The sequence below is a fragment of the Pseudomonas sp. GM74 genome (genome assembly GCF_000282455.1).
GTDB lineage: Bacteria > Pseudomonadota > Gammaproteobacteria > Pseudomonadales > Pseudomonadaceae > Aquipseudomonas.
This window is the reverse complement of the sequence record NZ_AKJG01000124.1, coordinates 1-23,765: the sequence shown is the minus strand read 5'-3', so window position 1 is coordinate 23,765 and position 23,765 is coordinate 1. Positions and strand designations below refer to the sequence as shown.

The 23,765-nt window shown below is 59.7% G+C and carries 22 protein-coding genes; 9 read left to right on the top strand and 13 right to left on the bottom strand.

From position 1 onward, the window contains the following. The first annotated feature begins 115 nt into the window (after positions 1-115). Both PMI34_RS05020 and pdxH read left to right on the top strand, forming a co-directional pair. A complete protein-coding gene (locus PMI34_RS05020; RefSeq protein ID WP_008052933.1) occupies positions 116-1,123 on the top strand; it encodes an OmpA family protein in 1,008 nt (335 codons plus the stop codon). Positions 1,124-1,147: 24 nt separating this feature from the next. After that, positions 1,148-1,795 carry a pyridoxamine 5'-phosphate oxidase gene (pdxH, locus tag PMI34_RS05025; protein WP_008052931.1) on the top strand — a complete coding sequence of 216 codons (648 nt, stop codon included), beginning with the start codon at positions 1,148-1,150 and terminating at the stop codon, positions 1,793-1,795. A 5-nt stretch (positions 1,796-1,800) separates the two neighbouring features. Here the strand turns inward: pdxH and PMI34_RS05030 are convergent, their stop codons facing one another. Further along, entirely contained in the window at positions 1,801-2,037 is a 237-nt protein-coding gene (locus tag PMI34_RS05030; RefSeq protein WP_008052930.1) for a hypothetical protein, read from the bottom strand. 164 nt (positions 2,038-2,201) lie between these two features. Here PMI34_RS05030 and PMI34_RS05035 point away from each other — a divergent pair, with 164 nt between their 5' ends. Next, positions 2,202-2,666: a glycine zipper 2TM domain-containing protein gene (locus PMI34_RS05035; RefSeq protein WP_007992400.1), complete on the top strand. Its 465-nt coding sequence runs from the start codon at positions 2,202-2,204 to the stop codon at positions 2,664-2,666. 104 nt (positions 2,667-2,770) lie between these two features. On the opposite strand, the gene nhaA is transcribed toward PMI34_RS05035, so the two are convergent. Further along, complete coding sequence (gene nhaA / locus PMI34_RS05040) at positions 2,771-3,958, bottom strand: Na+/H+ antiporter NhaA (protein WP_008052929.1); 1,188 nt, start codon at positions 3,956-3,958, stop codon at positions 2,771-2,773. Between the two features lie 247 nt (positions 3,959-4,205). Here nhaA and PMI34_RS05045 point away from each other — a divergent pair, with 247 nt between their 5' ends. Beyond that, the gene (locus PMI34_RS05045; RefSeq protein ID WP_177318816.1) at positions 4,206-5,303 is read left to right on the top strand and encodes a PLP-dependent cysteine synthase family protein; all 1,098 of its coding nucleotides are present in this window, start codon (positions 4,206-4,208) and stop codon (positions 5,301-5,303) included. 116 nt (positions 5,304-5,419) lie between these two features. On the opposite strand, the gene PMI34_RS05050 is transcribed toward PMI34_RS05045, so the two are convergent. Both PMI34_RS05050 and PMI34_RS05055 read right to left on the bottom strand, forming a co-directional pair. After that, a complete protein-coding gene (locus PMI34_RS05050; RefSeq protein WP_008052927.1) occupies positions 5,420-7,033 on the bottom strand; it encodes an NAD(P)/FAD-dependent oxidoreductase in 1,614 nt (537 codons plus the stop codon). A 95-nt stretch (positions 7,034-7,128) separates the two neighbouring features. Continuing rightward, positions 7,129-7,797, bottom strand: a complete 669-nt coding sequence (locus PMI34_RS05055) for a COG3650 family protein (RefSeq protein WP_008052926.1) — start codon at positions 7,795-7,797, stop codon at positions 7,129-7,131. A 173-nt stretch (positions 7,798-7,970) separates the two neighbouring features. Between PMI34_RS05055 and PMI34_RS05060 the strand changes: the two genes are divergently transcribed. Further along, on the top strand, positions 7,971-8,315 hold the full coding sequence (locus tag PMI34_RS05060; protein WP_008052922.1) for a hypothetical protein: 345 nt from the start codon (positions 7,971-7,973) through the stop codon (positions 8,313-8,315). A 12-nt stretch (positions 8,316-8,327) separates the two neighbouring features. Here PMI34_RS05060 and PMI34_RS05065 read toward each other — a convergent pair whose 3' ends face one another. Then, on the bottom strand, positions 8,328-8,927 hold the full coding sequence (locus tag PMI34_RS05065; protein WP_008052921.1) for a short chain dehydrogenase: 600 nt from the start codon (positions 8,925-8,927) through the stop codon (positions 8,328-8,330). A gap of 107 nt (positions 8,928-9,034) precedes the next feature. Between PMI34_RS05065 and PMI34_RS05070 the strand changes: the two genes are divergently transcribed. Then, on the top strand, positions 9,035-9,943 hold the full coding sequence (locus tag PMI34_RS05070; protein WP_008052920.1) for a LysR family transcriptional regulator: 909 nt from the start codon (positions 9,035-9,037) through the stop codon (positions 9,941-9,943). Between the two features lie 187 nt (positions 9,944-10,130). Here PMI34_RS05070 and PMI34_RS05075 read toward each other — a convergent pair whose 3' ends face one another. From PMI34_RS05075 to PMI34_RS05095, 5 genes are all read right to left on the bottom strand, one after another. Beyond that, on the bottom strand, positions 10,131-10,832 hold the full coding sequence (locus PMI34_RS05075; RefSeq protein ID WP_008052919.1) for an ABC transporter ATP-binding protein: 702 nt from the start codon (positions 10,830-10,832) through the stop codon (positions 10,131-10,133). After that, the gene (livG, locus tag PMI34_RS05080) at positions 10,833-11,600 is read right to left on the bottom strand and encodes a high-affinity branched-chain amino acid ABC transporter ATP-binding protein LivG (RefSeq protein WP_008052918.1); all 768 of its coding nucleotides are present in this window, start codon (positions 11,598-11,600) and stop codon (positions 10,833-10,835) included. Then, a complete protein-coding gene (locus PMI34_RS05085; RefSeq protein ID WP_008052917.1) occupies positions 11,597-12,853 on the bottom strand; it encodes a high-affinity branched-chain amino acid ABC transporter permease LivM in 1,257 nt (418 codons plus the stop codon). The genes livG and PMI34_RS05085 overlap by 4 nt, the downstream gene beginning before the upstream one ends. Continuing rightward, a complete protein-coding gene (gene livH, locus PMI34_RS05090; protein ID WP_008052916.1) occupies positions 12,850-13,773 on the bottom strand; it encodes a high-affinity branched-chain amino acid ABC transporter permease LivH in 924 nt (307 codons plus the stop codon). Before livH ends, PMI34_RS05085 begins: the two co-directional genes overlap by 4 nt. Before the next feature lie 233 nt (positions 13,774-14,006). Continuing rightward, on the bottom strand, positions 14,007-15,134 hold the full coding sequence (locus tag PMI34_RS05095; protein WP_008052914.1) for a branched-chain amino acid ABC transporter substrate-binding protein: 1,128 nt from the start codon (positions 15,132-15,134) through the stop codon (positions 14,007-14,009). Positions 15,135-15,484: 350 nt separating this feature from the next. Here PMI34_RS05095 and PMI34_RS05100 point away from each other — a divergent pair, with 350 nt between their 5' ends. Continuing rightward, positions 15,485-15,790, top strand: a complete 306-nt coding sequence (locus tag PMI34_RS05100) for a DUF2288 domain-containing protein (protein WP_008052913.1) — start codon at positions 15,485-15,487, stop codon at positions 15,788-15,790. 298 nt (positions 15,791-16,088) lie between these two features. On the opposite strand, the gene PMI34_RS05105 is transcribed toward PMI34_RS05100, so the two are convergent. Further along, positions 16,089-18,287 (bottom strand): hypothetical protein, encoded by a 2,199-nt coding sequence (locus PMI34_RS05105; protein WP_008052912.1) that lies wholly within the window; start codon positions 18,285-18,287, stop codon positions 16,089-16,091. Between the two features lie 197 nt (positions 18,288-18,484). On the opposite strand from PMI34_RS05105, the gene PMI34_RS05110 reads away from it, so the two are divergent. Then, complete coding sequence (locus PMI34_RS05110) at positions 18,485-19,381, top strand: NAD(P)-dependent oxidoreductase (protein WP_032829847.1); 897 nt, start codon at positions 18,485-18,487, stop codon at positions 19,379-19,381. Here the strand turns inward: PMI34_RS05110 and PMI34_RS05115 are convergent. Further along, positions 19,338-21,554 carry a putative bifunctional diguanylate cyclase/phosphodiesterase gene (locus PMI34_RS05115; RefSeq protein WP_274517717.1) on the bottom strand — a complete coding sequence of 739 codons (2,217 nt, stop codon included), beginning with the start codon at positions 21,552-21,554 and terminating at the stop codon, positions 19,338-19,340. The two genes, PMI34_RS05110 and PMI34_RS05115, sit on opposite strands and share 44 nt — an antisense overlap. A gap of 147 nt (positions 21,555-21,701) precedes the next feature. Next, positions 21,702-22,067, bottom strand: a complete 366-nt coding sequence (locus PMI34_RS05120; RefSeq protein WP_008052907.1) for a YkgJ family cysteine cluster protein — start codon at positions 22,065-22,067, stop codon at positions 21,702-21,704. A 268-nt stretch (positions 22,068-22,335) separates the two neighbouring features. Here PMI34_RS05120 and PMI34_RS05125 point away from each other — a divergent pair, with 268 nt between their 5' ends. Further along, entirely contained in the window at positions 22,336-23,682 is a 1,347-nt protein-coding gene (locus PMI34_RS05125; protein WP_008052906.1) for a spinster family MFS transporter, read from the top strand. The last annotated feature ends 83 nt before the right edge of the window (positions 23,683-23,765 follow it).

Sequence of the window (23,765 nt, the reverse complement as noted above, 5' to 3'; positions counted from 1 at the left end):
ACGCAGCCTCGCGGGCTCGGCAGCTGCTACAAAGGTGTCGCGGCTGAAATTGCTTGACTGACTGGCATTAGGCCAATGTGGCCTGATTTTTTGACTTCATTTTTGTGGATATCCAATGTCATCCAATAAAACCCTCGCCTTGGCCCTGTGCTTCGCTATTACCGGTTGTGCACAGACTCCACAGAAAGACGCGACGGCACCTGTCGCCAAGACTGAAAGCGGCAGCCACTGGTACTGGCCGTTCGGTTCCGACGACAGTGCCGGCAAGCCCGTGGCCAAGCCGGAGGTGAAGCCCGAGGTCAAACCGGTTGCGGTGGCCAAGGCCGAAACCGATAGCGGCAGCAAGTGGTGGTGGCCATTCGGCGGTAGCGAGCAGAGCACTGCCAAGGCCGTGCCGATGCCCGACCCGAAAGTCACCCAGGCCTGGCTTGACGACTACGAACCGCGTCTGCGCGAGGCGGTCAAGGGCAGCAACCTGCAACTCGAGCGCCGCGAAAACGTGCTGGTGGTGACCGCGCCGGTCGAAGGCTCGTTCAACCCTGATCGTCCGGCCATGCTGCTGCCGGTCACGCTCGGTCCGTTCACCCGCGTAGCCAAGATCCTTGAAGCCGATCCAAAGACCGCTGTGTTGATCCTCGGCCACAGCGATACCTCCGGCGCCGCGGCTGCCAACGTCAAGCTGAGCCAGGAGCGTGCCCAGTCCGTTGCGGCGATTTTCCGTCTCAGTGGTCTGCAGCGTGATCGCTTGATGCTGCGCGGCCTGGGCGGTGATGCACCGCGTGCTGCCAACGACAGCGTGCAAGGGCGTGCGTTGAACCGTCGTGTGGAACTGCTGGTGACCCCGCAAAACACCATGGTCGCGCTGCTTGGCAAGTACAACATGCCGGCTCCGGCACCGGTGACCATGGTCGCTGCCGCGGACGCCAAGCCGGTCGCCAAGCCTGTGACACCGGCCCCAGCGACTAAAAAGGCTGCTGTTCCAGCGACGAAAAAAGCCCCGGCGAAAAAAGCGTCGGCCAAGAAAGCACCTGCGAAAACCGCAACGCCGGCAAAAAAGACCACGCCAGCCAAAGCCTCGACGGCTGACAAGAAAGTCGCTGCCACCGATACTGCAAAGCAGTGATTCGTTAACCAAAAGGAATGCGCCATGACCCAGGGCCTGGCTGATATGCGTCGTGACTACACCCGTGATGGCCTGACCGAGGCACAAGCCCCGGCCGAGCCGTTCGCGCTGTTCCACCAGTGGTTCGCCGACGCGGTGAAAACCGAACAGGCGCCGGTGGAAGCCAACGCCATGACCCTGGCCACCGTCGACCAGGACGGTCGACCGCACTGTCGCATTCTGTTGCTCAAGGGCCTGGACGAGCAGGGCTTCACCTTTTTCACCAACTACGAAAGCGCCAAGGGCCAGCATCTGGCCGCGAATCCGTTCGCGGCCATGACGTTTTTCTGGCCGGCGCTGGAGCGCCAGGTGCGCATCGAAGGGCGGGTGGTGAAGGTAACGCCTGAGGAGTCCGACGCCTATTATCAGGTCCGTCCACTGGGCAGTCGCCTGGGGGCCTGGGCATCGCCCCAGAGCCGCGTGATCAACGGTCGTGGCGAACTCGAAGCGCTGCTCAAGGACACCGAGCAACGTTTCAGCGACACCCAGCCCCATTGCCCGGAACACTGGGGCGGTTATCGCCTGCTGCCTGAGCGCATCGAATTCTGGCAAGGCCGCCCAAGCCGCCTGCACGACCGCCTCAATTACCGCCAGCAGGGCGCCGACTGGACTCTTGAACGTCTGGCACCCTGAGCAGTCTACCGATCGGGATAGCCTGTCGCAGCGGCCTCCAGCCACTTCGGCAGGTCTCGACGCTTGATTTTCTGCGCCCGGGCACTCGCCAGTTGTTCGAGCATGAAGGCTTTTTTCTGCTCGTCCTTGCCCGCCAGCGCTAGCGCCAGGTCGCGGTCCATCCAGCGTTTGATCCGCACGTACAGCCACCAATGGAAGTACAAACCGGCAACAGTCGTGACGACGATGATAAAGTAGTCCATTGAAATCCTTGGCCAGTGGGCAGTTTTCCGAATTTGCCGCTACTGTGTGAGTTCGTGGGGGCGCCTTAACGGAGCCTGAATCAAACCAATTTTACCCGGGCTGTGTCGTGACAGGCGTCAAGCGGCGGAGTTTAATGAACATCTGTTTCTTTGGAGTTGATGCTATGCGTAAGTCTGTTCTACTGGTTGCTTCCTTTTCCACGATGGCGATGTTGCTCACTGGTTGCCAATCGAGCCTGACCGGTGACTCCTATTCCCGTGACGAGGCGCGTCGAGTGCAGACCGTTCGCATGGGTACCATCGAAGCATTGCGTCCAGTGAAAATCGAAGGCACCAAAACCCCGATCGGCGGCGCTGCTGGCGCAGTGGTCGGTGGCGTTGGCGGCAGCTCCATTGGTGGCGGCAAAGGCAGCGTCGTTGCTGCGGTCATCGGTGCCGTGGCCGGCGGCCTGCTCGGTTCAGCCGCTGAAGAAGGCCTGACCCGCACCCAGGGCGTGGAAATCACCGTGCGCGAAGACGATGGCAGCATGCGCGCCTACGTTCAGGAAGTTCAGCCGAACGAAGTGTTCCGTGTTGGCGAGCGTGTGCGCATCGCAAGTGTGAATGGCACCAGCCGCGTTTCGCACTAAGCGCAAACACCGGATAAACAAAAAACCCGATCAGGTGGCTGATCGGGTTTTTTGTTTTTCAGCTCAGGCGAGTCTTGATTGGCGCCAGGCGTTATCGCGGGTTATCAGGAGGCCAGCGCAGTGTTCTTGCGGCTGGCCATCGCCGTCACCACATAACCGATCAGCGCCGCCAGAATCGAACCGGTCAAGATCCCCATGCGATCCATCCCGGCGAAATCACTCACGCCTGGCTCGAAAGCCAGCGAGCCGACAAACAGACTCATCGTGAAACCAATGCCGCAGAGAATCGCCACGCCCAGTATCTGGCCCCAGTTGGCGCCTTGGGGCAGGGCGGCGATACCGGTTTTCACGGCCAGCCAGGTCAGACCGAATACTCCGACGGTCTTGCCCAGCAGTAGCCCGATGGCGATGCCCATGGGGACATGGTGAGTGAAACTTTCGACGGTGACACCGCTCAGGGACAGGCCGGCATTGGCAAAGGCGAACAGCGGCAGGATGCCGTAGGCGACCCACGGGTGCAGGGCGTGTTCCAGGGTCAGCAATGGCGATGGTTCGGCATTTTTCGTGCGCAGCGGAATGCAGAAAGCCAGGGTCACGCCGGCCAGGGTGGCATGGACACCGCTCTTGAGCACGCAGACCCAGAGGATCAAGCCGATGATCATGTACGGTCCGAGCTTGACCACGCCAAGCCGGTTCATCCCGATCAGCGCCGCAATACAGGCCGTGGCCAGCGCCAGGGACAGGGTCGACAACGCGCCGGAATAGAAGATCGCAATGATGATGATCGCGCCGAGGTCGTCGATGATCGCCAGGGTCATCAGGAACAGTTTCAGCGATACCGGAACCCGTTTGCCCAGTAGCGCCAGCACGCCAAGGGCGAAGGCAATGTCGGTGGCGGTCGGGATTGCCCAGCCGTTGAGAGCCGGTGGCGTGTCGCGATTGAGGTACCAGTAGATCAGCGCCGGCACCACCATGCCCCCAATGGCAGCGGCACCGGGCAGGACGATTTGCGATGGTTTGGACAACTGGCCATCGAGGACTTCACGCTTTACTTCCAGGCCGATCAGCAGGAAGAACAGCGCCATCAGGCCGTCGTTGATCCACAGCAGCAAAGGCTTGGCGATTTTCAGCGCGCCGATCTGGGCCACCACGGGGGTGTCCAGCAGGCCGTTGTATAGCCACGACAGCGGCGAGTTGTTGATAATCAGAGCCAGAACGGCAGCGGCGATCAGTAACAGACCGCTGGCAGCTTCCAACTGAAAGAAACGCGTGAAAGTGCTACGCAGAGGCAAGGTCGCTCTCCATCTGTGGATTCAAAAGGTGTTACACCCTAACAAGTACTGTTAGTTGTTAAAACAAAAGTTATATTCTTTTTTGTTATATACCGTTACAGAGTCATCCGCCGGCACCGACCTGAGCCTAGCAGTTGCCTGGCGTATTGGATCTCAGCTGTACCTGTGCTGGATGCAGGTTTTTTCCTAAGCTTGCTGGATGAGCCTTGTCAAAAGGCCGACTCCTGCCCGATACAACGAGAAAACCATCATGAGCGACAACCGACAGTGGTCGCGCGAAGCGATCCGGATCATCGAAGCCGATTTCCAGCGCAGTGCCGACACCCACTTGATCCCATTGCCGCTGCCGGGTTTTCCGGGAATCGAGTTGTACTTCAAGGATGAGTCCAGCCACCCCACGGGCAGTCTCAAGCACCGCCTGGCTCGCTCGCTGTTCCTTTATGCGCTGTGTAACGGCTGGCTCAAGCCCGGTGCGCCGGTCATTGAGGCTTCCAGCGGTTCGACGGCGATTTCCGAGGCGTACTTCGCACGCATGCTGGGCTTGCCGTTCATTGCGGTGATGCCGGCGACCACGTCCAAGGAGAAGATTGCGCAGATCGCCTTCTACGGTGGCCAAAGTCATCTGGTGGACGATCCGACCCAGATCTACGCCGAGTCCGAGCGCCTGGCTCGTGAACACGACGGGCACTTCATCGACCAGTTCACCTACGCCGAGCGCGCCACTGACTGGCGAGCGAACAACAACATCGCCGAGTCGATCTTTCAGCAGATGCGTTTCGAGCAGCATCCCGAACCGAGCTGGCTGATTTCCAGCCCAGGCACTGGCGGCACCACCGCCACCCTGGGTCGGTACGTGCGTTATCGCCAGCATGGCACCCGCGTGCTGTGTGCCGATGCCGAGCGTTCGGTGTTTTTCGATTACTACCAGACCGGCGATGCCAGCCTGCGACTGGACCACGGCTCGCGTATCGAAGGCATCGGCCGGCCGCGCGTGGAGGCGTCGTTTCTGCCCAAGGTGATTGACGCCATGGTCAAGGTGCCGGATGCCCTGTCACTGGCGGCCATGCACTACCTGGCGGAGCGTCTGGGACGCCATGTGGGCGGGTCGAGCGGGACCAACCTGATCGGCGCGCTGATGGCCGCCCAGCACATGAAGGCGGCAGGGGAGACGGGGTCGATGGTGGCGATTCTGTGTGACAGCGGCGAGCGATACGCCACGACCTATTACGATCCGCAGTGGCTCAAGGCTCAGGGGTATGAGTTGAGTGGCTTGATGGCTGCGGTGGCCGCGACGGTGGAGAGAGGGGAGCCGCTGCCGGACTCGGTTTTGCGCGCCAATATCTGAGACGGCGAAGATCAAATGTGGGAGCGGGCTTGCTCGCGAAAGCGGTCAATCAGCCAACACATATGTTGGATGTGAAACCGTCTTCGCGAGCAAGCCCGCTCCCACATTAGAGTGTCTCAGGCATCGAGGCCGAGGATGTCCCGGGCCACTGCTTCTGCAATGCGAATGCCATCAACACCCGCCGACAGAATCCCGCCCGCATAACCGGCGCCTTCGCCGGCTGGGAACAAGCCTTTCACGTTCAGGCTCTGCAACGACTCGTTGCGGGTAATACGCAGCGGCGAGGAGGTACGGGTCTCGATCCCGGTCAACACCGCGTCGTGTAGCGAGTAACCACGAATCTGCTTCTCGAATGCCGGCAGGGCTTCGCGAATGGCTTCGATGGCGAATGCCGGCAACGCCAGTGCCAGATCACCCAGGGCAACGCCCGGCTTGTAGGACGGCTCGACGCTGCCCAGTTCGGTGGACGGTTTGCCCGCGATAAAATCGCCGACCAATTGTGCCGGCGCTTCGTAGTTGCTACCGCCCAGCACGAATGCGTGGGATTCCAGGCGTTCCTGCAGCTCGATACCGGCCAGCGGGCCGCCTGGATAATCGACTTCCGGGGTGATGCCGACGACGATACCGGAGTTGGCGTTGCGCTCGTTGCGCGAGTACTGGCTCATGCCGTTGGTGACCACGCGGTTCGGTTCGGACGTCGCCGCCACCACGGTGCCGCCCGGGCACATGCAGAAGCTGTAGACCGAACGGCCGTTCTTGGCGTGGTGCACCAGTTTGTAGTCGGCGGCGCCCAGTTTCGGGTGGCCGGCGTATTTGCCCAGGCGTGCACGGTCGATCAGCGACTGCGGGTGCTCGATGCGGAAACCCACCGAGAACGGCTTGGCCTCCATGTACACACCACGGCCGTGGAGCATGCGGAAGGTGTCGCGGGCACTGTGGCCGAGGGCCAGGATCACATGCTTCGAATGGATCTGTTCGCCGCCATTGAGCTCGACGCCGACCAGTTGGCCGTCTTCGATCAGCACGTCGGTGACACGCTGCTGGAAGCGCACTTCGCCGCCCAGGGCGCGAATCTGCTCACGCATGTTTTCCACCACGCCGGTCAGGCGGAACGTACCGATGTGCGGCTTGCTGACGTAGAGGATTTCTTCCGGTGCGCCAGCCTTGACGAACTCGTGCAGGACCTTGCGACCGAGGAACTTCGGATCCTTGATCTGGCTGTAGAGCTTGCCGTCGGAGAATGTCCCCGCGCCGCCTTCGCCGAACTGCACGTTGGATTCCGGGTTGAGTACGCTTTTGCGCCACAGGCCCCAGGTGTCCTTGGTGCGCTGGCGTACTTCGGTGCCGCGTTCGAGGATGATCGGCTTGAAGCCCATTTGCGCCAGCAGCAGCCCGGCGAAAATCCCGCACGGACCGAAGCCGACGACGATCGGCCGCGTGCTCAGGTCGGCCGGTGCCTGGCCGACCGCTTTGTAGCTGACATCCGGCGCCACGCTGACGTTACGGTCATCGGCAAACTTGTGCAGTACCGCCGCCTCGTCGCGAACTTCAAGGTCGATGGTGTAGATGAAGCACAGTTCGGAGGACTTTTTACGCGCATCGTAGCTGCGCTTGAACAAGGTGAAATCGAGCAGGTCATCGCTGGCTAGCCCTAAGCGCTGCACGATGGCAGGGCGCAGGTCTTCTTCGGGATGGTCGATCGGCAACTTGAGTTCGGTGATTCGTAACATGGCGGGATCCGGTTCGCGGGGCGCACAACTGCGCCAGGGCGTTTGAAGCCCGCGATTATAAGCCCCAAAGGCGCAGGCCCGTGAGGCTTAAACGATCAGTCGTCGCGCGATCCGCCGAAATAACCGCAACCGCGTTGCACCTGACCGTCGATGCGTAGTTCAGCGCTCATGTGCTGGATGCTGCCGGTGCTGCTGTCGACGCAGCGTTGCGGTGCAACCCACAGTTCGATGTGCTGGTTGTTGGCTTCGGTGCTGAGGTTGAAACGGCCATCGCCCAACTGCTCTTCGACGTAAGGCACGGCCAACGGCGGCTGGCCGGCCCGGTCGAGGACCATGCCTTTGCCGCTGACTTTCACGCTCCACTCCGGGGTGTGGCCGGCGGCGCGCAGGATCAGCAGCTTGAAGTTCGGATCGTCGCACGCGTTGCTCGAGCGCTCGACGCGGTACAACTGCTCCAGATCGAGCTGGCCGTCACCACCGCTGCCGGTCACAACCCGCCCGCGCACGTCGGCAAACAGCTTGCCCTGCTTGTCCGCCAGGTTTGCGGCCTGCTGCAGGACGCTGGTGCCGCCCGTGTCGTTGACCACGTAGCGGTTGGTCTGGCTGCACGGCTGGAACAGCAGTTTGCCGTCCGCCGCGGTCAACTGGCCTTGCATGCGTGTCTGGCCGACATGGGAGGCGCTCTGCCGTTCACCGTCGAACAACTGGCAGGCGGCGAACAGCGGAAGCAGGGCAACGAGGACTAAGGAACGGGCAACACGCATCTTGGGGTCTCCTGACAAGTGCCGCCACGTTACTCAGGCTGACCGTTCATCACAAGGCTGGAGTGGGTCTCTGGCGCAGTAGAGGGCGATTTCCGGCAACAACTTGTGAATTATTCTGATGCCGAGTGTCAGGATGACAAAGGTAAGCTGCCGCTTTTTTGCAGGGGGCGGAGATGAAGTGGAGGATCTGGTTGTTTTTAATGGTGATGATGGGGGCCACGGGCAGTCAGGCTGGCGAGATCAATTTGTCTTCGGCAACTGACTTCACTCGATTGGAGTTGCTTTTGAAGGACAACGACAGACCCCATTCGGCGCTTGAAATGGCTGTCACGCTCAGTCCTGAAGCAACTGAGCGTATGCAGCGCATTTCCCGTGAGTTGATAGGGCAGAAATTGACGCTTTCGATCAATGGCTGGAAGATCACTACGGCGACAGTGCATTCGGTCTTGGGCTCGCAGTTCAGGGTGTTCATCCCGAAAGCCATCGCCAAAGACCTATTGCCCACGTTGGTTGATTGAGCTTGAACCGACTTAGCCGACGTGAAAGGTCTGACCCGTTTGCAGGCCTTCCACGCTTTTGGCGTAGGCCAAGGCCACATCTACCGCAGGAACCGGCTTGAAGCCACGGAAGTACGGCGCATATTTACCCATGGCTTCGACCAGGACGTTCGGGCTGATCGAGTTCACCCGCAGGCCACGCGGCAGCTCGATGGCGGCGGCGCGAACGAAGCTGTCCAGTGCACCGTTGACCAGCGCAGCCGAGGCGCCACTGCGAATCGGGTCGTGGCTGAGTACGCCGGTGGTGAAGGTGAACGACGCACCGTCATTGGCGAACTCGCGGCCGATCAGCAGCAGATTGACCTGGCCCATGAGCTTGTCTCTCAGGCCCAGGGCAAAGCTCTCTTCGGTCATCTCGTTGAGCGGTGCGAAGGTCACGTTGCCGGCGGCACACACCAGTGCATCGAATTTGCCTGTCTGCTCGAACAGTTTGCGAATCGAGGCGCTGTCACTGATGTCCACCTGAAAGTCGCCGCTGGTGCGACCGATGCGGATGATTTCGTGGCGTTGCGACAGTTCCTTGTCGACGGCCGAACCGATGGTGCCGCCTGCGCCGATCAAAAGAATTTTCATGGAGGCTGATCCTCGTTGTGGGTTGAACGAGGTATCAGTTTAGGGTGGTTTTTTCCGTAGATAAGCGCACTAATAGGCAACCTTTGGTTTTCAAATGGAAACAATCCATGAGCGAGATGGATGACCTCGCCGCGTTCGCGGTGTTGATCGAAGCGGGGAGTTTTACCCTGGCGGCGCAGCAGCTCGGTTGCAGCAAAGGCCAGCTGTCCAAGCGCATCAGCCAACTGGAAGCGCAGTTTTCCGTGGTGCTGTTGCAACGTACCACTCGCCGTTTGAGCCTGACCGCGGCCGGTGCTGCGTTGTTGCCGCAGGCACAGGCGCTGGTGGTGCAAGTCGAGCGGGCGCGTCAGGCCCTGGCGCGTTTGAAGGACGACATGGCTGGTCCGGTGCGGATGACGGTGCCGGTGTCGCTCGGTGAAACCTTCTTCGATGGTCTGTTGCTGGAGTTCTCCGCCAAATACCCTCAGGTGCAGATCGAGCTGGAGCTCAACAACAGCTACCGCGATCTGTCCCGCGACGGCTTCGACCTGGCGATTCGCTCTGACGTGGCCATTGACCAGCGACTGGTGGCGCGTCCACTGCTGGCGTGGCAAGAGCTCACCTGTGCCAGCCCGGCTTACCTTGAGCAATACGGTGAACCGCAAACCCCCCAGGCGCTGGCCGAGCATCGCTGCCTGCTCAACAGCCATTACAGCGGCCGGGAAGAATGGCTTTATCACCAGCAGCACGAGTTATTGCGGGTGCGGGTGTCGGGGCCGTTCGCCAGCAACCATTACAACCTGTTGAAGAAAGCCGCGCTGGTCGGCGCCGGTATTGCGCGTTTGCCGTCCTACTGCTTGCCAACAGAACTGGCTGACGGGCGTTTGCGATGGCTGCTGCGCGATTATCAAACCCGCAGCATGCCGATGTACCTGGTTCATCCGTATCAGGGTGGGTTGCCCAAGCGCACGCAGGTACTGGCGGATTATCTGATCGGGTGGTTCAAGCGCAGCGGGGAAGCTCTGGATCGACTCTAAATCATCACACAGCACACTGTGGGAGCGAGCTTGCTCGCGATAGCGGCGGCACATTCAAAAGAGATGTTGCCTGACCCACCGCTATCGCGAGCAAGCTCGCTCCCACAGGGATTTTCGTCATCACCCGAGATTGTGGCGGGCATAAAAAAACGGCCCGCGAAGGCCGTCTTTTGTTTACCGCAATGGCTCAACCGCCGAGGTACGCTTCACGCACTTTCGGGTCGGTCAACAGTGCTTCACCGGTACCGGTCATCACCACCCGGCCGTTCTCCAGAACGTAGGCACGGTCAGCGATTTTCAGCGCCTGGTTGGCGTTCTGTTCGACCAGGAACACCGTCACACCGTCCTTGCGCAGTTGTTCGATGATGTCGAAGATCTGCTGGATGATGATCGGTGCCAGGCCCAGGGAAGGCTCATCGAGCAGCAACAGCTTGGGTTTGCTCATCAGCGCACGGCCGATGGCGAGCATTTGCTGTTCGCCGCCGGACATGGTGCCGCCACGCTGGGCGAAGCGTTCTTTCAGGCGTGGGAAAAGTCCGAGGACCTTGTCCATCTGTTCCTGATAGTCGCCCTTGGCGGTGAAAAAACCGCCCATGGACAGGTTTTCTTCCACGGTCAGGCGGGAAAACACTCGACGACCTTCCGGCACCACGGCAATGCTCTTGCGCATGATCTGCGAGGATTCCTGGCCGACCAGCTCCTCACCCATGTAGCGGATGCTGCCGCTATGGGCCCGCGGCGAACCGCAAAGCGTCATCAGCAGCGTGGACTTGCCGGCACCGTTGGCACCGATCAAGGTCACGATCTCGCCCTGGCGGACTTCGACGTTGACGCTGTGCAGGGCCTGGATCTTGCCGTAGAAGGTGGAAACGTTTTCGAACTGCAGCATTTACGCTTCCCCCAGGTAGGCTTTGATCACTTCAGGATTGTCGCGGATCTGTTCCGGCGTGCCATTGGCCAGAGGCGTGCCCTGGTTGATCACGACGATGTGGTCGGAAATGCTCATGACCAGTTTCATGTCGTGTTCGATCAGCAGCACGGTGACGTTGTGCTCTTCACGCAGCATGCTGATCAGCGCCTTGAGGTCCTCGGTTTCCTTCGGGTTCAGGCCCGCGGCCGGTTCGTCGAGCATGAGGATCCGCGGGCGGGTCATCATGCAGCGGGCGATTTCCAGGCGACGTTGCTGACCGTAGGCCAGGGTGCCGGCTGGACGGTTGGCAAACGCCTTGAGGTTGACCTTGTCCAGCCAGTACTCGGCGAATTCCATGGCCTCGCGCTCGCTTTTGCGGAACGACGGCGTCTTGAACAGACCGGACAGGAAGTTGGTGTTCAGGTGACGGTGCTGGGCAATCAAGAGGTTCTCGACCGCCGTCATGTCCTTGAACAGCCGCACGTTCTGGAAGGTGCGCACCACGCCCTTGAGGGCGATTTTGTGGCCGGGCAAACCTTCGATGGCCTCGCCGTCGAGCAGGATGCTGCCGCCGCTCGGCTTGTAGAAGCCGGTCAGGCAGTTGAACACGGTGGTCTTGCCGGCACCGTTGGGGCCGATCAGCGCAACCACTTGTTTCTCTTTCACGCTCAAGGCTACGCCGTTGACCGCCAGCAAGCCGCCGAAGCGCATGCTCAGGTTTTCTACTTTCAGGATCTCGCGGCTCATTTGCGCAGCTCCATGTGAGGACGTTGCATGGGCAGCAGACCCTGAGGGCGCCAGATCATCATCAGTACCATCAAGGCACCGAACATCAACATGCGGTACTCACTGAACTCACGCATCATTTCCGGCAGCAGGATCATCACCGTGGCGGCGAGTACGACACCCAGTTGCGAGCCCATGCCGCCCAGCACCACGATGGCGAGGATGGTCGCCGACTCGATGAAGGTGAAGGACTCCGGTGTCACCAGGCCCTGACGCGCAGCGAAGAAGCTGCCGGCGAAACCGGCGAAGCAGGCACCGAGGGTGAAGGCCGACAGCTTGATGATCGTCGGGTTCAGACCCAGTGCACGGCAAGCGATTTCGTCTTCACGCAGGGCTTCCCAGGCACGGCCCAGAGGCATGCGCAGCAAGCGGTTGATGACGAACAGGGCGAACAGCGCGAGGAACAACGCAACCAGGTAGAGGAAGATCACCTTGTTGATCGAGTTGTATTCCAGGCCGAAGTACTCGTGGAACGTCTGCAGGCCTTCAGCCGCTTTACGTTCAAAGGTCAGGCCGAAGAACGACGGTTTCTCGATGTTGCTGATGCCATTCGGGCCACCGGTGATGTCGGTCAGGTTACGCAGGAACAGTCGGATGATTTCACCGAAGCCCAGGGTCACGATGGCCAGGTAGTCACCGCGCAAGCGCAGTACCGGGAAACCGAGCAGGAAGCCGAACGTGGCTGCCATCAGGCCGGCAATCGGCAGGCAGATCCAGAAGCTCAGGCCATAGTAATGCGACAGCAGCGCATAACTGTAGGCGCCAACGGCATAGAAACCGACGTAACCGAGGTCGAGCAGACCGGCCAGGCCAACCACGATGTTCAGACCGAGGCCGAGCATCACGTAGATCAGCACCAGCGTGGCGATATCCACCGCACCGCGAGAACCGAAGAACGGCCAGACCAGGGCACCGGCGATCAACGCGATGATGATCCAGCGTTGAGTGGTCGGCAGGGTCAGGAAGTTGCTGGCCTTGGCCGGGATCAGCGGCATGCTCGGCGAAGAGCGCCAGGCCGAGCTGATCTGCTGGTCGAACAGCACACGCAGGAACATCAGCACCGAGCACACCGCGATGGTGATCAGGGTGGCGTCGCTGGTGCCATGAACTTCGAGGTTGATGCCGACGATGGTCAGCTTCAGACCGAGTACCGGATAGGCCACGGCCCACACCAGCAAAGCGCTGAACAGCGCCTGTTTAAGATTTCTAGTCATACCTTCTCAACCTCCGGACGGCCCAGCAGGCCGGTTGGCCGGAACAACAGCACCAGAACCAATAGACCGAAAGCCACGACGTCCTTGTACTGGTCGCCGAAGATGTCGGCACCAAAGGCTTCCGCTACCCCAAGCACGATCCCGCCGAGCATGGCGCCGGGGATGCTGCCGATACCGCCCAGTACCGCTGCGGTGAAGGCCTTGAGGCCGACGAGGAAACCGGCGTTCGGGTTGATCACACCGTACTGCATGCTCAGGAGCACGGCGGCGATGGCCGCCAGTGCAGCACCGATGACGAAGGTCAGGGCGATGATGTTGTTGGTGTTGATACCCAGCAGGTTGGCCATCTTGATGTCTTCGGCGCAGGCGCGGCAGGCGCGACCCAGGCGAGAGCGAGAGATGAACAGGGTCAGGCCGAGCATGGCGACCAGGGTCACCACGAACACCACGATTTGCATGTAGGAAATCAGCACTTCATGTGCGCCACCTGGCCCAAAGGCAAAGTTGCCCGGAATCAGGTTGGGAATGGATTTGTCCTTGGAGTCTTGCGCCAGCAGAACGGTGTTCTGCAGGAAGATCGACATGCCGATGGCGGAGATCAGCGGGATCAGACGGTTGCTGCCGCGCAAGGGGCGGTAGGCGATCCGTTCGATGCTGTAGCCGTAGGCACTGGTTACAACGATGGTGGCGAGAAAAGCGGCGGTCATCAACAGCGGAACGCTGTCGAGTCCCAGCATGGCCAGCCCGGCGATGGCGATGAACGCCACGTAGGAGCCAATCATGTACACCTCGCCGTGGGCGAAGTTGATCATTCCAATGATGCCGTAGACCATCGTATAGCCGATGGCGATCAGGGCATACGTGCTGCCAATGGTCAGGCCATTAACCAGCTGTTGGAAGAAGTGATAGATGTCAGGCATTACAGCGCTCCTAAAAACCTGATACGCATTTCACTGGTGGAGTCATTTTCCCGCCCGGGCCCCGTGGATCTGCATCCACTTCGAATCCGGGGTTTGCCAGCGAACCGCTGATGACGGTTTTGAGATTTTCAGGTGGGGAGACTGGCGGATCACGCCAGCGCGGCCCAGATACGTTCGTAAAACAAAGCCCACGGCACGCCGTGGGCTTTGTTGGCAGTCAGTCAGGCAATGCCTTACTGAGGCTTGGCTTCAGTTTTTGGTTTGCCGAAGTGCCACTCGTAAACCACGAATTTGAAGTCTTTCAGGTCGCCTTTTTCGTCGAAGCTCAGGTCGCCGGTAGGTGTCTTGAAGGTGCCGGCGTGGATGGCTTCAGCCACCTTGGCGGAGTCTTCGGACTTGGCAGCCTTGATGCCGTCGGCGATCACGGTCACAGCCGAGTAGGCCGGGAACACGAACGGACCGCTCGGATCTTCTTTCTTGGCTTTGAACGCATCAGCCAGGGCGACGTTGGCCGGATCCTGGTCGAAGGATTTCGGCAGGGTCACCAGCAGGCCTTCGGAAGCGTCCTTGGCAATCTGCGAAATGGAGTCGTTACCCACGCCTTCCGGACCCATGAACTTGGCTTTCAGGCCTTTTTCCTGGGATTGACGCAGGATCAGGCCCAGCTCCGGGTGGTAGCCGCCGTAGTAGACGAAGTCGACGTTGGCTTGCTTGAGCTTGGAGATCATGGACGAGAAGTCTTTGTCGCCAGCGTTGACGCCTTCGAATACGGCGACTTTCACGCCTTTGCCTTCCAGGGTTTTCTTCACGGCGGTGGCGATGCCTTCACCGTATTGCTGTTTGTCGTGCAGAACAGCAACGATCTTCGGTTTTACGAAATCGGCAATGTAGTTACCGGCGGCAGGGCCCTGGGCGCTGTCCAGACCGATGGTGCGGAACACCATTTTGTAACCACGGGCGGTGATGTCCGGGCTGGTGGCAGCCGGGGTGATCATGATCACGCCTTCGTCTTCGTAGATGTCCGAAGCCGGTTGAGTGGAGCTGGAGCACAGGTGACCGACCACGAACTTGACGCCGTCGTTGACGACTTTGTTCGCGACTGCCACAGCTTGTTTCGGATCACAGGCGTCATCGTATTCAACGGCTTCGAGTTTCTTGCCGTCTACGCCGCCCTTGGCGTTGATTTGCTCGATGGCCATTTTCGCGCCACTGAACTGCATGTCGCCGTATTGGGCTACAGGGCCGGTCTTAGGGCCGGCGATGCCGATCTTGATGGTGTCAGCTGCGAACGAATGGCTGGCAACCCCGGCCAGAACCATAGCGGCAAACAGTTTGGAAATCTGCTTAGTAGCCTTAGTCATAGTGCTCCACTCTTACTGTTGTAGTTTTTATAGTCCTGGCGCCGAAAGCAGCAGAACCGGGTCAGATATCTGCGACATTCCCCGGAAAAGTCCCTCGGCAACTGTACCGGTACAGTGTAGAGCGCCGATTGTCAGCCTGGGAAGGCGGCGCCGGGGGACAAAACCTGCAAGTGTCGCTTTATTGAAAGTAAAAGACAGAATTGCGGCGGGGTGTTGAGGGGCTTATAGCCGGATTCAAAGCATTCCCTGGCTTTCCTGCGCTTTTCATTTCCGTCACTCAATTGCATCCGGGTTTTTCTGCCAGACCACCGACGTTATCATCTACGTCGATTTCTTTTCCGGACAGTCCCATGAATCAAGAACCTAGCACCCTCTATGCCAAACTGCTTGGTGAAACTGCATCTATTACCTGGAAAGAGCTGGAGCCGTTCTTCGCCAAGGGTGCCCTATTGTGGGTCGATCCTGGCCTGGATCTGATCGCCGCCGCCGAGGCCGTGGCCCAGGATGAAGGGGAGAAAGTGGCTGCCTGGCTGGCCGCTGACAAGCTCGGCAAGCTGTCTGAAACGCGGGCGCTGGATCTTTTCGAGCGTGATCCGCAACTGTGGGCCGTGGTTGTTTCGCCGTGGATTCTGATCCAGGAAAGAGCGCAGGCTTAAAGGATTGCACCTTATTGGTGCGTGCCTTTGCCGGGGAAAAGTGTGTAGCCGAGTAGCGTGATGGCATGTTGCCGTGGAGAAAGGCCACAGCCTCACGGTGACGTAAACGTAACGGGAACAGTTGGGAGGGCGACTGAACGTCTGCTCAATTGTTTCTGGATGTTGAATTTCGGTGAATTCAAGGCTGCCTTCGTCGGATCGCCGCCCGGAGCAAGCCCGCTCCCACATTTAACCGTGTTCTTCCAGAAGGAATGCAGTCGAATGTGGGAGCGGGCTTGCTCGCGAATGGGGACGACGCTTAGTGAGCGGTCTTGCCTGTATGGTTGTTCAACGAAATAACCTTGGTCTTGCCAATGCGGTGACGGTAGATCTCGCGCAGGTACTTGATCGATTTCTTCACGCAATCCCGGGACAGGCGGATGTCGTTGATCGAGACAAATTTTTCCTTGTCATTGATCAGTTCGCGGTACTTCTTCTCGTACATCGGCTTGATCGCATACCAGTTGGTGTCGAGGATCTTCGCCGGGTTCTCGAATTCGTTGAGCAACTCGTCGATGCGGTCTTCATCGAACTGTTCGTTGATGATGAAGTCCAGGATCGAGTTGTCCAGGGTCTCGTCGAAGCGGTACGGGTTTTTCGCGAAGCAGCGCTTGATGAAGGCCACGATCAGCGTCAGGAAATCGTCCGACAGGCACGGGCTCTTGGCGATCAGGGTGGTCAGCGACAGGTTGGCCGAAGCACCGATCACCAGCGCGTAGCGCTTGAGCGTGGTGTTGGGGAACAGGCTGTTGAGGTGAGTCTTCAACCGGTTCAAATCCATGTAGGACAGCTTGTAGTCCTTGGGCAAGGAAACGATCGACACCACCGACGAGCAGTTCTTGAAGAAGTGCAGGTCATGCAGGGCCGCCGCGTCGTAACCCGAGTTCTTGTACTGCTCCAGCGACGCGCGATAGCGCTTGGACTCGATCGGCAACAGGCTGATGCCTTCGATGGCCTGGGTGACTTTGTTGAAGTGCGGCAGGTCGATCGAACGGAAGAACAGATCGTCGATGTTCAGACGCTGCGGCTCTTTCTCGAACACCTTGAATTTGTCGCTGCTCGGCGGCGGGGTTTCCGGCACCACGGACTCGGCGTAGGCAATGGCCACCGGGCCGGCCAGGCTCATGAACAGGTCGTTGGCGTCCAGGCGGATGGTTTCGCCGATGTCGATGCCGGCGCGACGGAAATAGTTCTGGTCGTAGTCAGTCGTAACCGCCTGAGCCGTCAGAATGTTGAATATCTGCTGCGAGATGTACTGGTTGGCGTGCTTTTCCATGGCGTTGACATCAATGTTCTGGATGTTGCCGTCATCGTTCTCTTCGGCGTAACGCATGATGTCGTTGGAGATCAGCATCATCGCGTTCCAGGGGCGGATGCGGCCCATCACGCTGGCTTCGCTGCTGTCTTCGTTGGCGAAGTTGTAGGAAAAGTCCCACTCTTCCGACAGGTATTTGCACAGCAGGCGGCCGGCGTTGATGTGCAGCGCCTCGGACATTTCACTGCGGTGGTCGGAAATGTTCGGCAGCACACAGATGCCGCTGGTGAAGATCGGTTCGAAGACGAAGGAGTGGCCGCTCTTGCTGTCATGCTCGTCCATCGGCTTGGTGTCGAACGTCTTGTTCATGTACGAGTGCTGCTGGGCCAGGCCAAACTCCGAGGCCATGCCCGAGCCGGTACCGCCGCCAGCACTGAAGATCGAGAAATACAGGCGCGACTGGTTGGCCTTGATGCCGCAGCTGTCGATCAGGTACGAATGAATCATCTTCCAGTCAGGGCTGGAGAAACGCTGGGTATCCTTGTTCAGGATGATCTTGGCCAGGTACTGCCCGAGGATCGGCGCGTTACCGGCGCCACCGGCGTGGACTTCCGACAGGTCCATGATCTTCATCTTGCTATAGTCGCGCAGGAAGCCGCTTTTTTCGCCCTTGCGCGAGAAGCGGATGCGGCCGGCGATGTCCTTGTCCAGGTCGCCAAGCATCACCAGCGGCTCGACCAGAAACACCGGCTTGGTGTTTTTGTTCTGGCCCAGGCGCAGGTTGTTGCGGATCCACTGGGCCGGGCTGTAGCCCTTTTCGGCAAAGCGCTTGTCCGGCGACAGGCGATCTTCGTTGTTGAATTCGTTGAGGTAGAACTTGCGGGCGTTGTACACCAGCTCCGCCACGTCCAGCGCAATGTTCGAGCCGCAGCGGCCCAGGCCGATCAGGCACACCGACGGGAATTCCTGATCGCTGTGCTGTTCGCTGTCGCCTTCCAGGTGCGGTGCGCGCGGGAACACCATGTCGCGCAGGCCGTCGAGGTTGTCGAGGATGCGGTCGGTGTTGGTTTCGGTGAAGTAAAGATATTGCTGGGTCGCCAACGGGCGCGATTGAATCAATGGCTTCGGTGATGACGGGCTGTTGGCCGCGGGGCTCAACGTCAGATCGGTTACCGCAGTGGCCGGGTTGTTTTTAGAAGTCATTGTTCGCCATCTACCTGGGCTGATTGGTTGGCCGACTCACTGTCGTCGAACCGTCACGGAATACAATCGCGTCTTTTTTCAGCGCGTACTTGGACCATGCCTTGGTCTTTAGCCTGAGTATCGCTCGGGGGTGAATCCTTTCCTAAGTCATGATGAATCGGCCAATATTCGGTGATCTTTAATCAAGAAGAGGCAAAATGATGTCAACGCTACCTTCGCTGGGGTTTGCCGGGATCGGCCTGATGGGGTTGCCGATGTGCCGGCGCCTGCTGGCCGCGGGTTATCCGCTGGCGGTATGGAATCGCAATCCGCAGAAGTGCAAGCCGCTGGTGGAGGCCGGCGCACGCCAGGTCGCCAGCCCGTCCGAACTGTGCCAGCACGCTGACGTGGTGATGCTGTGCCTGGCAGATACGTCAGTCGTACGCGAGGTCGTGTTTGGTCCGGCAGGCATTGTGGAGGGAGCAAAAAAAGGCCAGTTGCTGGTGGATTTCTCCAGCCTGGAGCCCAACGCTACGCGGGAAATGGCCGCGGATCTCGCCGCTAAAACCGGCATGGGCTGGCTCGACACGCCGGTGTCCGGTGGCGTGGTCGGTGCCGAGGCTGGAAGCCTGGCAATCATGGTCGGCGGTGAAGTACAGGATCTGGAGCGGGTCCGGCCTGTGCTGTTGAACCTGGGGCAACGTGTGACGCACATGGGCGGCGTCGGGGCAGGGCAGGTGACCAAGGCGTGCAATCAGATGATCGTCGCCTGCAATGCATTGGTGATTGCCGAAGTGGTCGCGCTGGCGGAACGTTCCGGGGTTGATGCCAGCCTGATCGCCGAAGCGCTGGCCGGCGGCTTTGCCGATTCGAAGCCCTTGCAGTTCCTTGCCCCGCAGATGGCTGAAAACCGTTTCGAACCGGTCAAGTGGCACGTGCGCACGTTGCTCAAGGATCTGGATGCAGCGGTGAAGTTTTCCCGCGAGCAAGGCTCGGCGACACCGATCAGCGGTCTGGCCGCGCAGTTGATGCGCCTGCATGGGAGTCAGGGTTTCCTTGAGAAAGACCCGTCTACATTAGTGCAGATGTACCGTGAGCCAGGCTCAGCGTCGTGACGGTATAGGCGTGCTTGCGCTGGTTGATTTCGTTCAGCACCGGATGCAGCTCGGCCAGTGGTACCGGTCGGCTCAGCAGATAGCCCTGGACGAAGTCACAGCCGTGGTTTTCCAGGAATTGGTATTGCTCGAAGGTTTCCACCCCTTCGGTGACCACTTGCAGGTGCAGGGTATGGGCCATGACGATAATCGCCTGCACAATTTCCATGTCCTGGGTCGCCTTGGGAATGTCCTGGATGAACGAACGGTCGATTTTCAGTGTGTTGAGCGGCAAGCGCTTGAGGTAGGCCAGGGATGAATAGCCGGTGCCGAAGTCATCGATCGACAGCGACACACCGAGGGCGCGAATCTGTCGCAGCAACACCAGGGTGTTGGCGATATTGCCCATCAAGGCGTTTTCGGTGACCTCCAGTTCCAGACGGTGGGGCTGCACACCAGAGGCCCGCAATGCGTACTCGATTTCATCGGCCAGTTCTTCGCGCGCCAGGTTCAGGGGCGAGCAGTTTACGGCGATTTTCAGCTCTTCACAGCCCTGGCGCGACAACTCTCCCAAGTCCTCGCAGGCCTTGCGCAGCACCCAGTTGTCCAGTTCGGCGATCAGGCCGTTGGCCTCGGCGATGGCGATAAAACGATCCGGTACGAGTAAGCCATGGACCGGGTGCTGCCAGCGAATCAAGGCTTCGAGCTTGCTGACCTGACCGGTCTTGAGGTCATAGATCGGCTGGTAATAGAGCATCAGTCCGGTATCTTCACGCAGGGCGTGGCGCAATTCTTCTTCCAGCTGCAGCTCCAGTATGGCGCGGGCTTTCAGGTTGGCGCTGAAAAAGTTCAGCCCGTTGCGGCCGCTGCCCTTGGACTGATACAGCGCCAGGTCGGCGTTCTTCAGCAGTTCCTCACACGTCTTGCCGTCTTCCGGAAACAGGCTGATGCCGATGCTGGTGGTCATGACCATGCGCCTTCCGGCCAGCTCGATGGGCTCCTTCATTTTCAGCATGATGCGTTGGGCCATATGCCGCGCCTCCTCACGATCATGCAGGTTGATGAGCAGGCAGAACTCGTCACCACCGAAGCGTGCGACCACATCCTCGTGACTGCGAATCGAGCTCTTGATGTGCCCGGCAAGCACTTTGAGCAGTTCGTCACCGGCATCGTGACCAAGGCTGTCGTTGATCCGCTTGAAATGGTCGATGTCGAGGAACATGACCGCCAGCATCCCGCCTTCGTTGGTTTTCTCCATGAGTTTTTCGGCGAAGATCTGGTTGAACCCGCGGCGGTTGATCAGGTTGGTCAGCGGGTCGTAGTGCGCCACCTGTTGCAGTGACATGCGCGCCTGGTCCAGTTGGCTGAGCAGGGAGTTGACCCGTTGCAGGTCGTGGTCCTTATGTTGCAGCTTCTTGTCCGCCAGTGCCGCGCTGATGCTGCTGCCGATGATCAGCAAGGCCATGACGGTCACGGTCAGTGCCAGTTGCATGTGGCTGTTTTCGCCGGATTGCGTCGGCAGGCTGTCGCTGGGCAGCACCAGGTTGAAGGCGGCCATGGCCGTGAGGTGCATGCTGAGGATGCCCGCCCCGAGCAGCAGGCTGGCGCAACATTTGAAAAGTTGATGCAGCATGCCGGTGCCGTCGCGCAGATACCATGCCAGCAACAAGGCTGCCAGCGCGGCCCCGATCGCGAGCGCGATGGAAAGGGCGAACAGGCCCGGATGGTAATAGACCGTGGCATTGGAGTGCATGGCCGTCATGCCCACGTAATGCATGGTCGCGATACCCAGGCCGATCCCGATCGATGCCTCGATACACCGCTGCAAACTCAAATCAGGGAGGCTGAGGGTATGCATTGCCAGCCACGCGGCGAGCAGCGCGATGGTCAGCGAGAACAGTGTGACAGGCAATTGGTAGTGAAGGTCGACAGGCGCCTGGAAGGCCAGCATCCCGACGAAGTGCATGGCCCAGATACCGCCGGCCAGGCATCCGCTGCCCACCCAGCGCCAGAGCGTCTTGGACGCGGACCTTTCAGCGTGAGCGACTCGTTCGGCCATGTCCAGTGTCGCGAAACAGCCGACACAGGCGACCAGATAAGCCAGCAGCACCAGAAAAGGGTCATGTGTGCAATTGAGTATGACCTGCCCGCTCTCTGGTAGCTCGGTAATGAAATGCAAACCAAGCCACTCCATAGCATGCCCCATCGTTATCCCTCAGGCCGGTGCAATGAGCGCCGGCGAATGTCTTGGAGTATAGAGGGCGTGGAGGGAGCGCAAGCCATGGTGGCACATTGCTTCCAAACATTTTGACATTAGCCTGATAGCGATTAGTACTAATGCTCAGGCGATTTGCTTCTGAGGCATCTCGAACGCGGGTTGCAGGGCTGGCAAGCCGAAAGCGGCACGGGCCGCGTCGCAATCGGGATTGGCCAGGCCATCGACCCAGGAAGCGTCAAACTCCCGACAGGTGCTGGAGCGTTTTTCGTAGATCGAGCATTGCACCGTACTGCCCACGTCTCCGACCAGGCTGGTGCAGCGCACGGGTTTGCAGCCGGTGCCGAGCATCGCGACCCGACTGGGGCTGATCTGCTCGACAAGCTCATCGGGTACGGTCCCCCCGGACGAGGCGCATTCACCCCAGAAAAATGACACGCGAAAATGAGAACAGCAGGCACCGCAATTCAGACACGGACTGGCTTCGGACATGGGCGATTATCTAAGGAGGAGTGGAGACACAGGGGGGAAACAAGGCGGCTATTCTAGGCTTCGCCAACGGCTTGGGAAGGGGGGCTCAAAGTTATTTTTCATCGGCCGGACGGGCTGCTGGATACCCATCCGGCGAACGCTCCCACAGGCATGTGCGCCATGGGCAGGTATCAGCCTGGCGAATAATGAAAGACAGGTGCGGCCGGCCTGTCTAGATTGCAAAGTCCGGGGGCAGTGACGCCCCAAAAACAATAAAAGAGACGGACCCATGCAGAACTCGACCCAAGCGGCCAATGCCTGGCGCATTCTGTTCCTGTTGTTCCTGGCCAACCTGTTCAATTTTTTCGACCGTACCATCCCGGCCATCATCATCGAGCCCATTCGCATGGAATGGCACCTCAGTGATTTCCAGCTGGGGATCATCGGGACGGCATTCACCATCGTCTACGCCATTGCCGGCTTGCCGCTGGGGCGCATGGCCGATACCGGCTCGCGCAGCAAGCTGATGGGCTGGGGGCTGGCGGTGTGGAGCGGGTTGACGGCCGTTAACGGCATGGTGGGCAGTTTCTGGAGCTTCCTGATCGTGCGCATGGGCATCGGCATTGGCGAAGCCAGTTACGCGCCAGCCGCCAATTCGCTGATCGGCGACTTGTTTCCGGCTCACCGCCGGGCGCGGGCCATGGGGATCTTCATGCTGGGGCTGCCATTGGGGCTGTTGCTGGCGTTCTTCACCATCGGTGCGATGGTCAAGGCCTTCGATAGCTGGCGCGCACCGTTCTTTATCGCGGCGGTGCCCGGGCTGTTGCTGGCGATCTTCATGTTTTTCATCAAGGAACCGAAGCGCGGCGCCGCCGAGAGCGTTCAGGTTTCCCAGGAAAAGATCGATCGGCCGATCCGTCGGGTACTGGCCGTGCCAACCTTCCTGTGGCTGGTGATGGCCGGCCTGTGTTTCAACTTCGCCACCTATGCCTGCAACTCCTTTCTGGTGCCGATGCTGCAACGCTACTTCCTTATGCCGTTGCAGGAAGCTGCGGTTGCCACCGGGATTATTGTCGGTGTGACCGGTTTGGTCGGCCTGACACTCGGTGGCTGGGTCGCGGACAAGATTCACCAACGGGTCGCCAACGGGCGGCTGTTGTTTGCGGCATTCAGCTTGGTGATTTCGACGGTTTGCACTGCGTGGGCGCTGCATTCCGGGCGAATCGAGATCGGTGTGTTTGTTGCGGTGTTTAGCCTGGGTTGGTTGTTCGCCTACAACTTCTACACCTGCGTGTACACGGCGATTCAGGATGTGGTCGAGCCGCGGTTGCGGGCAACGGCCATGGCGCTGTTCTTTGCCGGGCTGTATCTGTTGGGCGGCGGTTTGGGGCCGGTGGTGGTCGGGGCCTTGTCGGATCACTTTGCCTATACGGCGATGCTCGCGGCGGGCGCGCAGCAGATGACTGAGGCGTTCAAAGCGGTCGGCCTGCATGACGCGATGTACCTGATTCCGGTGGCGCTGTTGTTCACCGTGGTGTTTCTGTTCCTGGCTTCGCGGTGTTTCGTGCGCGATGCCAAGCGGATGAAGGAAGGGTTGGTGGCGGTTGAGCCTGAAGGTTCTGTTGTGACTGCTTAACCGCTTTCGTCGGAACGCCGCCCGGAGCAAGCCCGCTCCCACATTGGATCTTCAGTGCATATGAGATCCCTGTGGGAGCGGGC

What these genes read in the sequence shown, in the direction of transcription:
- PMI34_RS05125 (WP_008052906.1), top strand. Translation starts at nt 22,336, where the DNA reads ATGCAGAACTCGACCCAAGCGGCCAATGCCTGGCGCATTCTGTTCCTG.
- PMI34_RS05065 (WP_008052921.1), bottom strand. Translation starts at nt 8,927, where the DNA reads ATGAAAATTCTTTTGATCGGCGCAGGCGGCACCATCGGTTCGGCCGTC.
- PMI34_RS05050 (WP_008052927.1), bottom strand. Translation starts at nt 7,033, where the DNA reads ATGTTACGAATCACCGAACTCAAGTTGCCGATCGACCATCCCGAAGAA.
- PMI34_RS05060 (WP_008052922.1), top strand. Translation starts at nt 7,971, where the DNA reads ATGAAGTGGAGGATCTGGTTGTTTTTAATGGTGATGATGGGGGCCACG.
- PMI34_RS05020 (WP_008052933.1), top strand. Translation starts at nt 116, where the DNA reads ATGTCATCCAATAAAACCCTCGCCTTGGCCCTGTGCTTCGCTATTACC.
- livG (WP_008052918.1), bottom strand. Translation starts at nt 11,600, where the DNA reads ATGAGCCGCGAGATCCTGAAAGTAGAAAACCTGAGCATGCGCTTCGGC.
- PMI34_RS05085 (WP_008052917.1), bottom strand. Translation starts at nt 12,853, where the DNA reads ATGACTAGAAATCTTAAACAGGCGCTGTTCAGCGCTTTGCTGGTGTGG.
- PMI34_RS05115 (WP_274517717.1), bottom strand. Translation starts at nt 21,554, where the DNA reads ATGGAGTGGCTTGGTTTGCATTTCATTACCGAGCTACCAGAGAGCGGG.
- PMI34_RS05070 (WP_008052920.1), top strand. Translation starts at nt 9,035, where the DNA reads ATGAGCGAGATGGATGACCTCGCCGCGTTCGCGGTGTTGATCGAAGCG.
- pdxH (WP_008052931.1), top strand. Translation starts at nt 1,148, where the DNA reads ATGACCCAGGGCCTGGCTGATATGCGTCGTGACTACACCCGTGATGGC.
- PMI34_RS05100 (WP_008052913.1), top strand. Translation starts at nt 15,485, where the DNA reads ATGAATCAAGAACCTAGCACCCTCTATGCCAAACTGCTTGGTGAAACT.
- PMI34_RS05095 (WP_008052914.1), bottom strand. Translation starts at nt 15,134, where the DNA reads ATGACTAAGGCTACTAAGCAGATTTCCAAACTGTTTGCCGCTATGGTT.
- PMI34_RS05030 (WP_008052930.1), bottom strand. Translation starts at nt 2,037, where the DNA reads ATGGACTACTTTATCATCGTCGTCACGACTGTTGCCGGTTTGTACTTC.
- livH (WP_008052916.1), bottom strand. Translation starts at nt 13,773, where the DNA reads ATGCCTGACATCTATCACTTCTTCCAACAGCTGGTTAATGGCCTGACC.
- PMI34_RS05075 (WP_008052919.1), bottom strand. Translation starts at nt 10,832, where the DNA reads ATGCTGCAGTTCGAAAACGTTTCCACCTTCTACGGCAAGATCCAGGCC.
- PMI34_RS05055 (WP_008052926.1), bottom strand. Translation starts at nt 7,797, where the DNA reads ATGCGTGTTGCCCGTTCCTTAGTCCTCGTTGCCCTGCTTCCGCTGTTC.
- PMI34_RS05035 (WP_007992400.1), top strand. Translation starts at nt 2,202, where the DNA reads ATGCGTAAGTCTGTTCTACTGGTTGCTTCCTTTTCCACGATGGCGATG.
- PMI34_RS05105 (WP_008052912.1), bottom strand. Translation starts at nt 18,287, where the DNA reads ATGACTTCTAAAAACAACCCGGCCACTGCGGTAACCGATCTGACGTTG.
- PMI34_RS05120 (WP_008052907.1), bottom strand. Translation starts at nt 22,067, where the DNA reads ATGTCCGAAGCCAGTCCGTGTCTGAATTGCGGTGCCTGCTGTTCTCAT.
- PMI34_RS05110 (WP_032829847.1), top strand. Translation starts at nt 18,485, where the DNA reads ATGATGTCAACGCTACCTTCGCTGGGGTTTGCCGGGATCGGCCTGATG.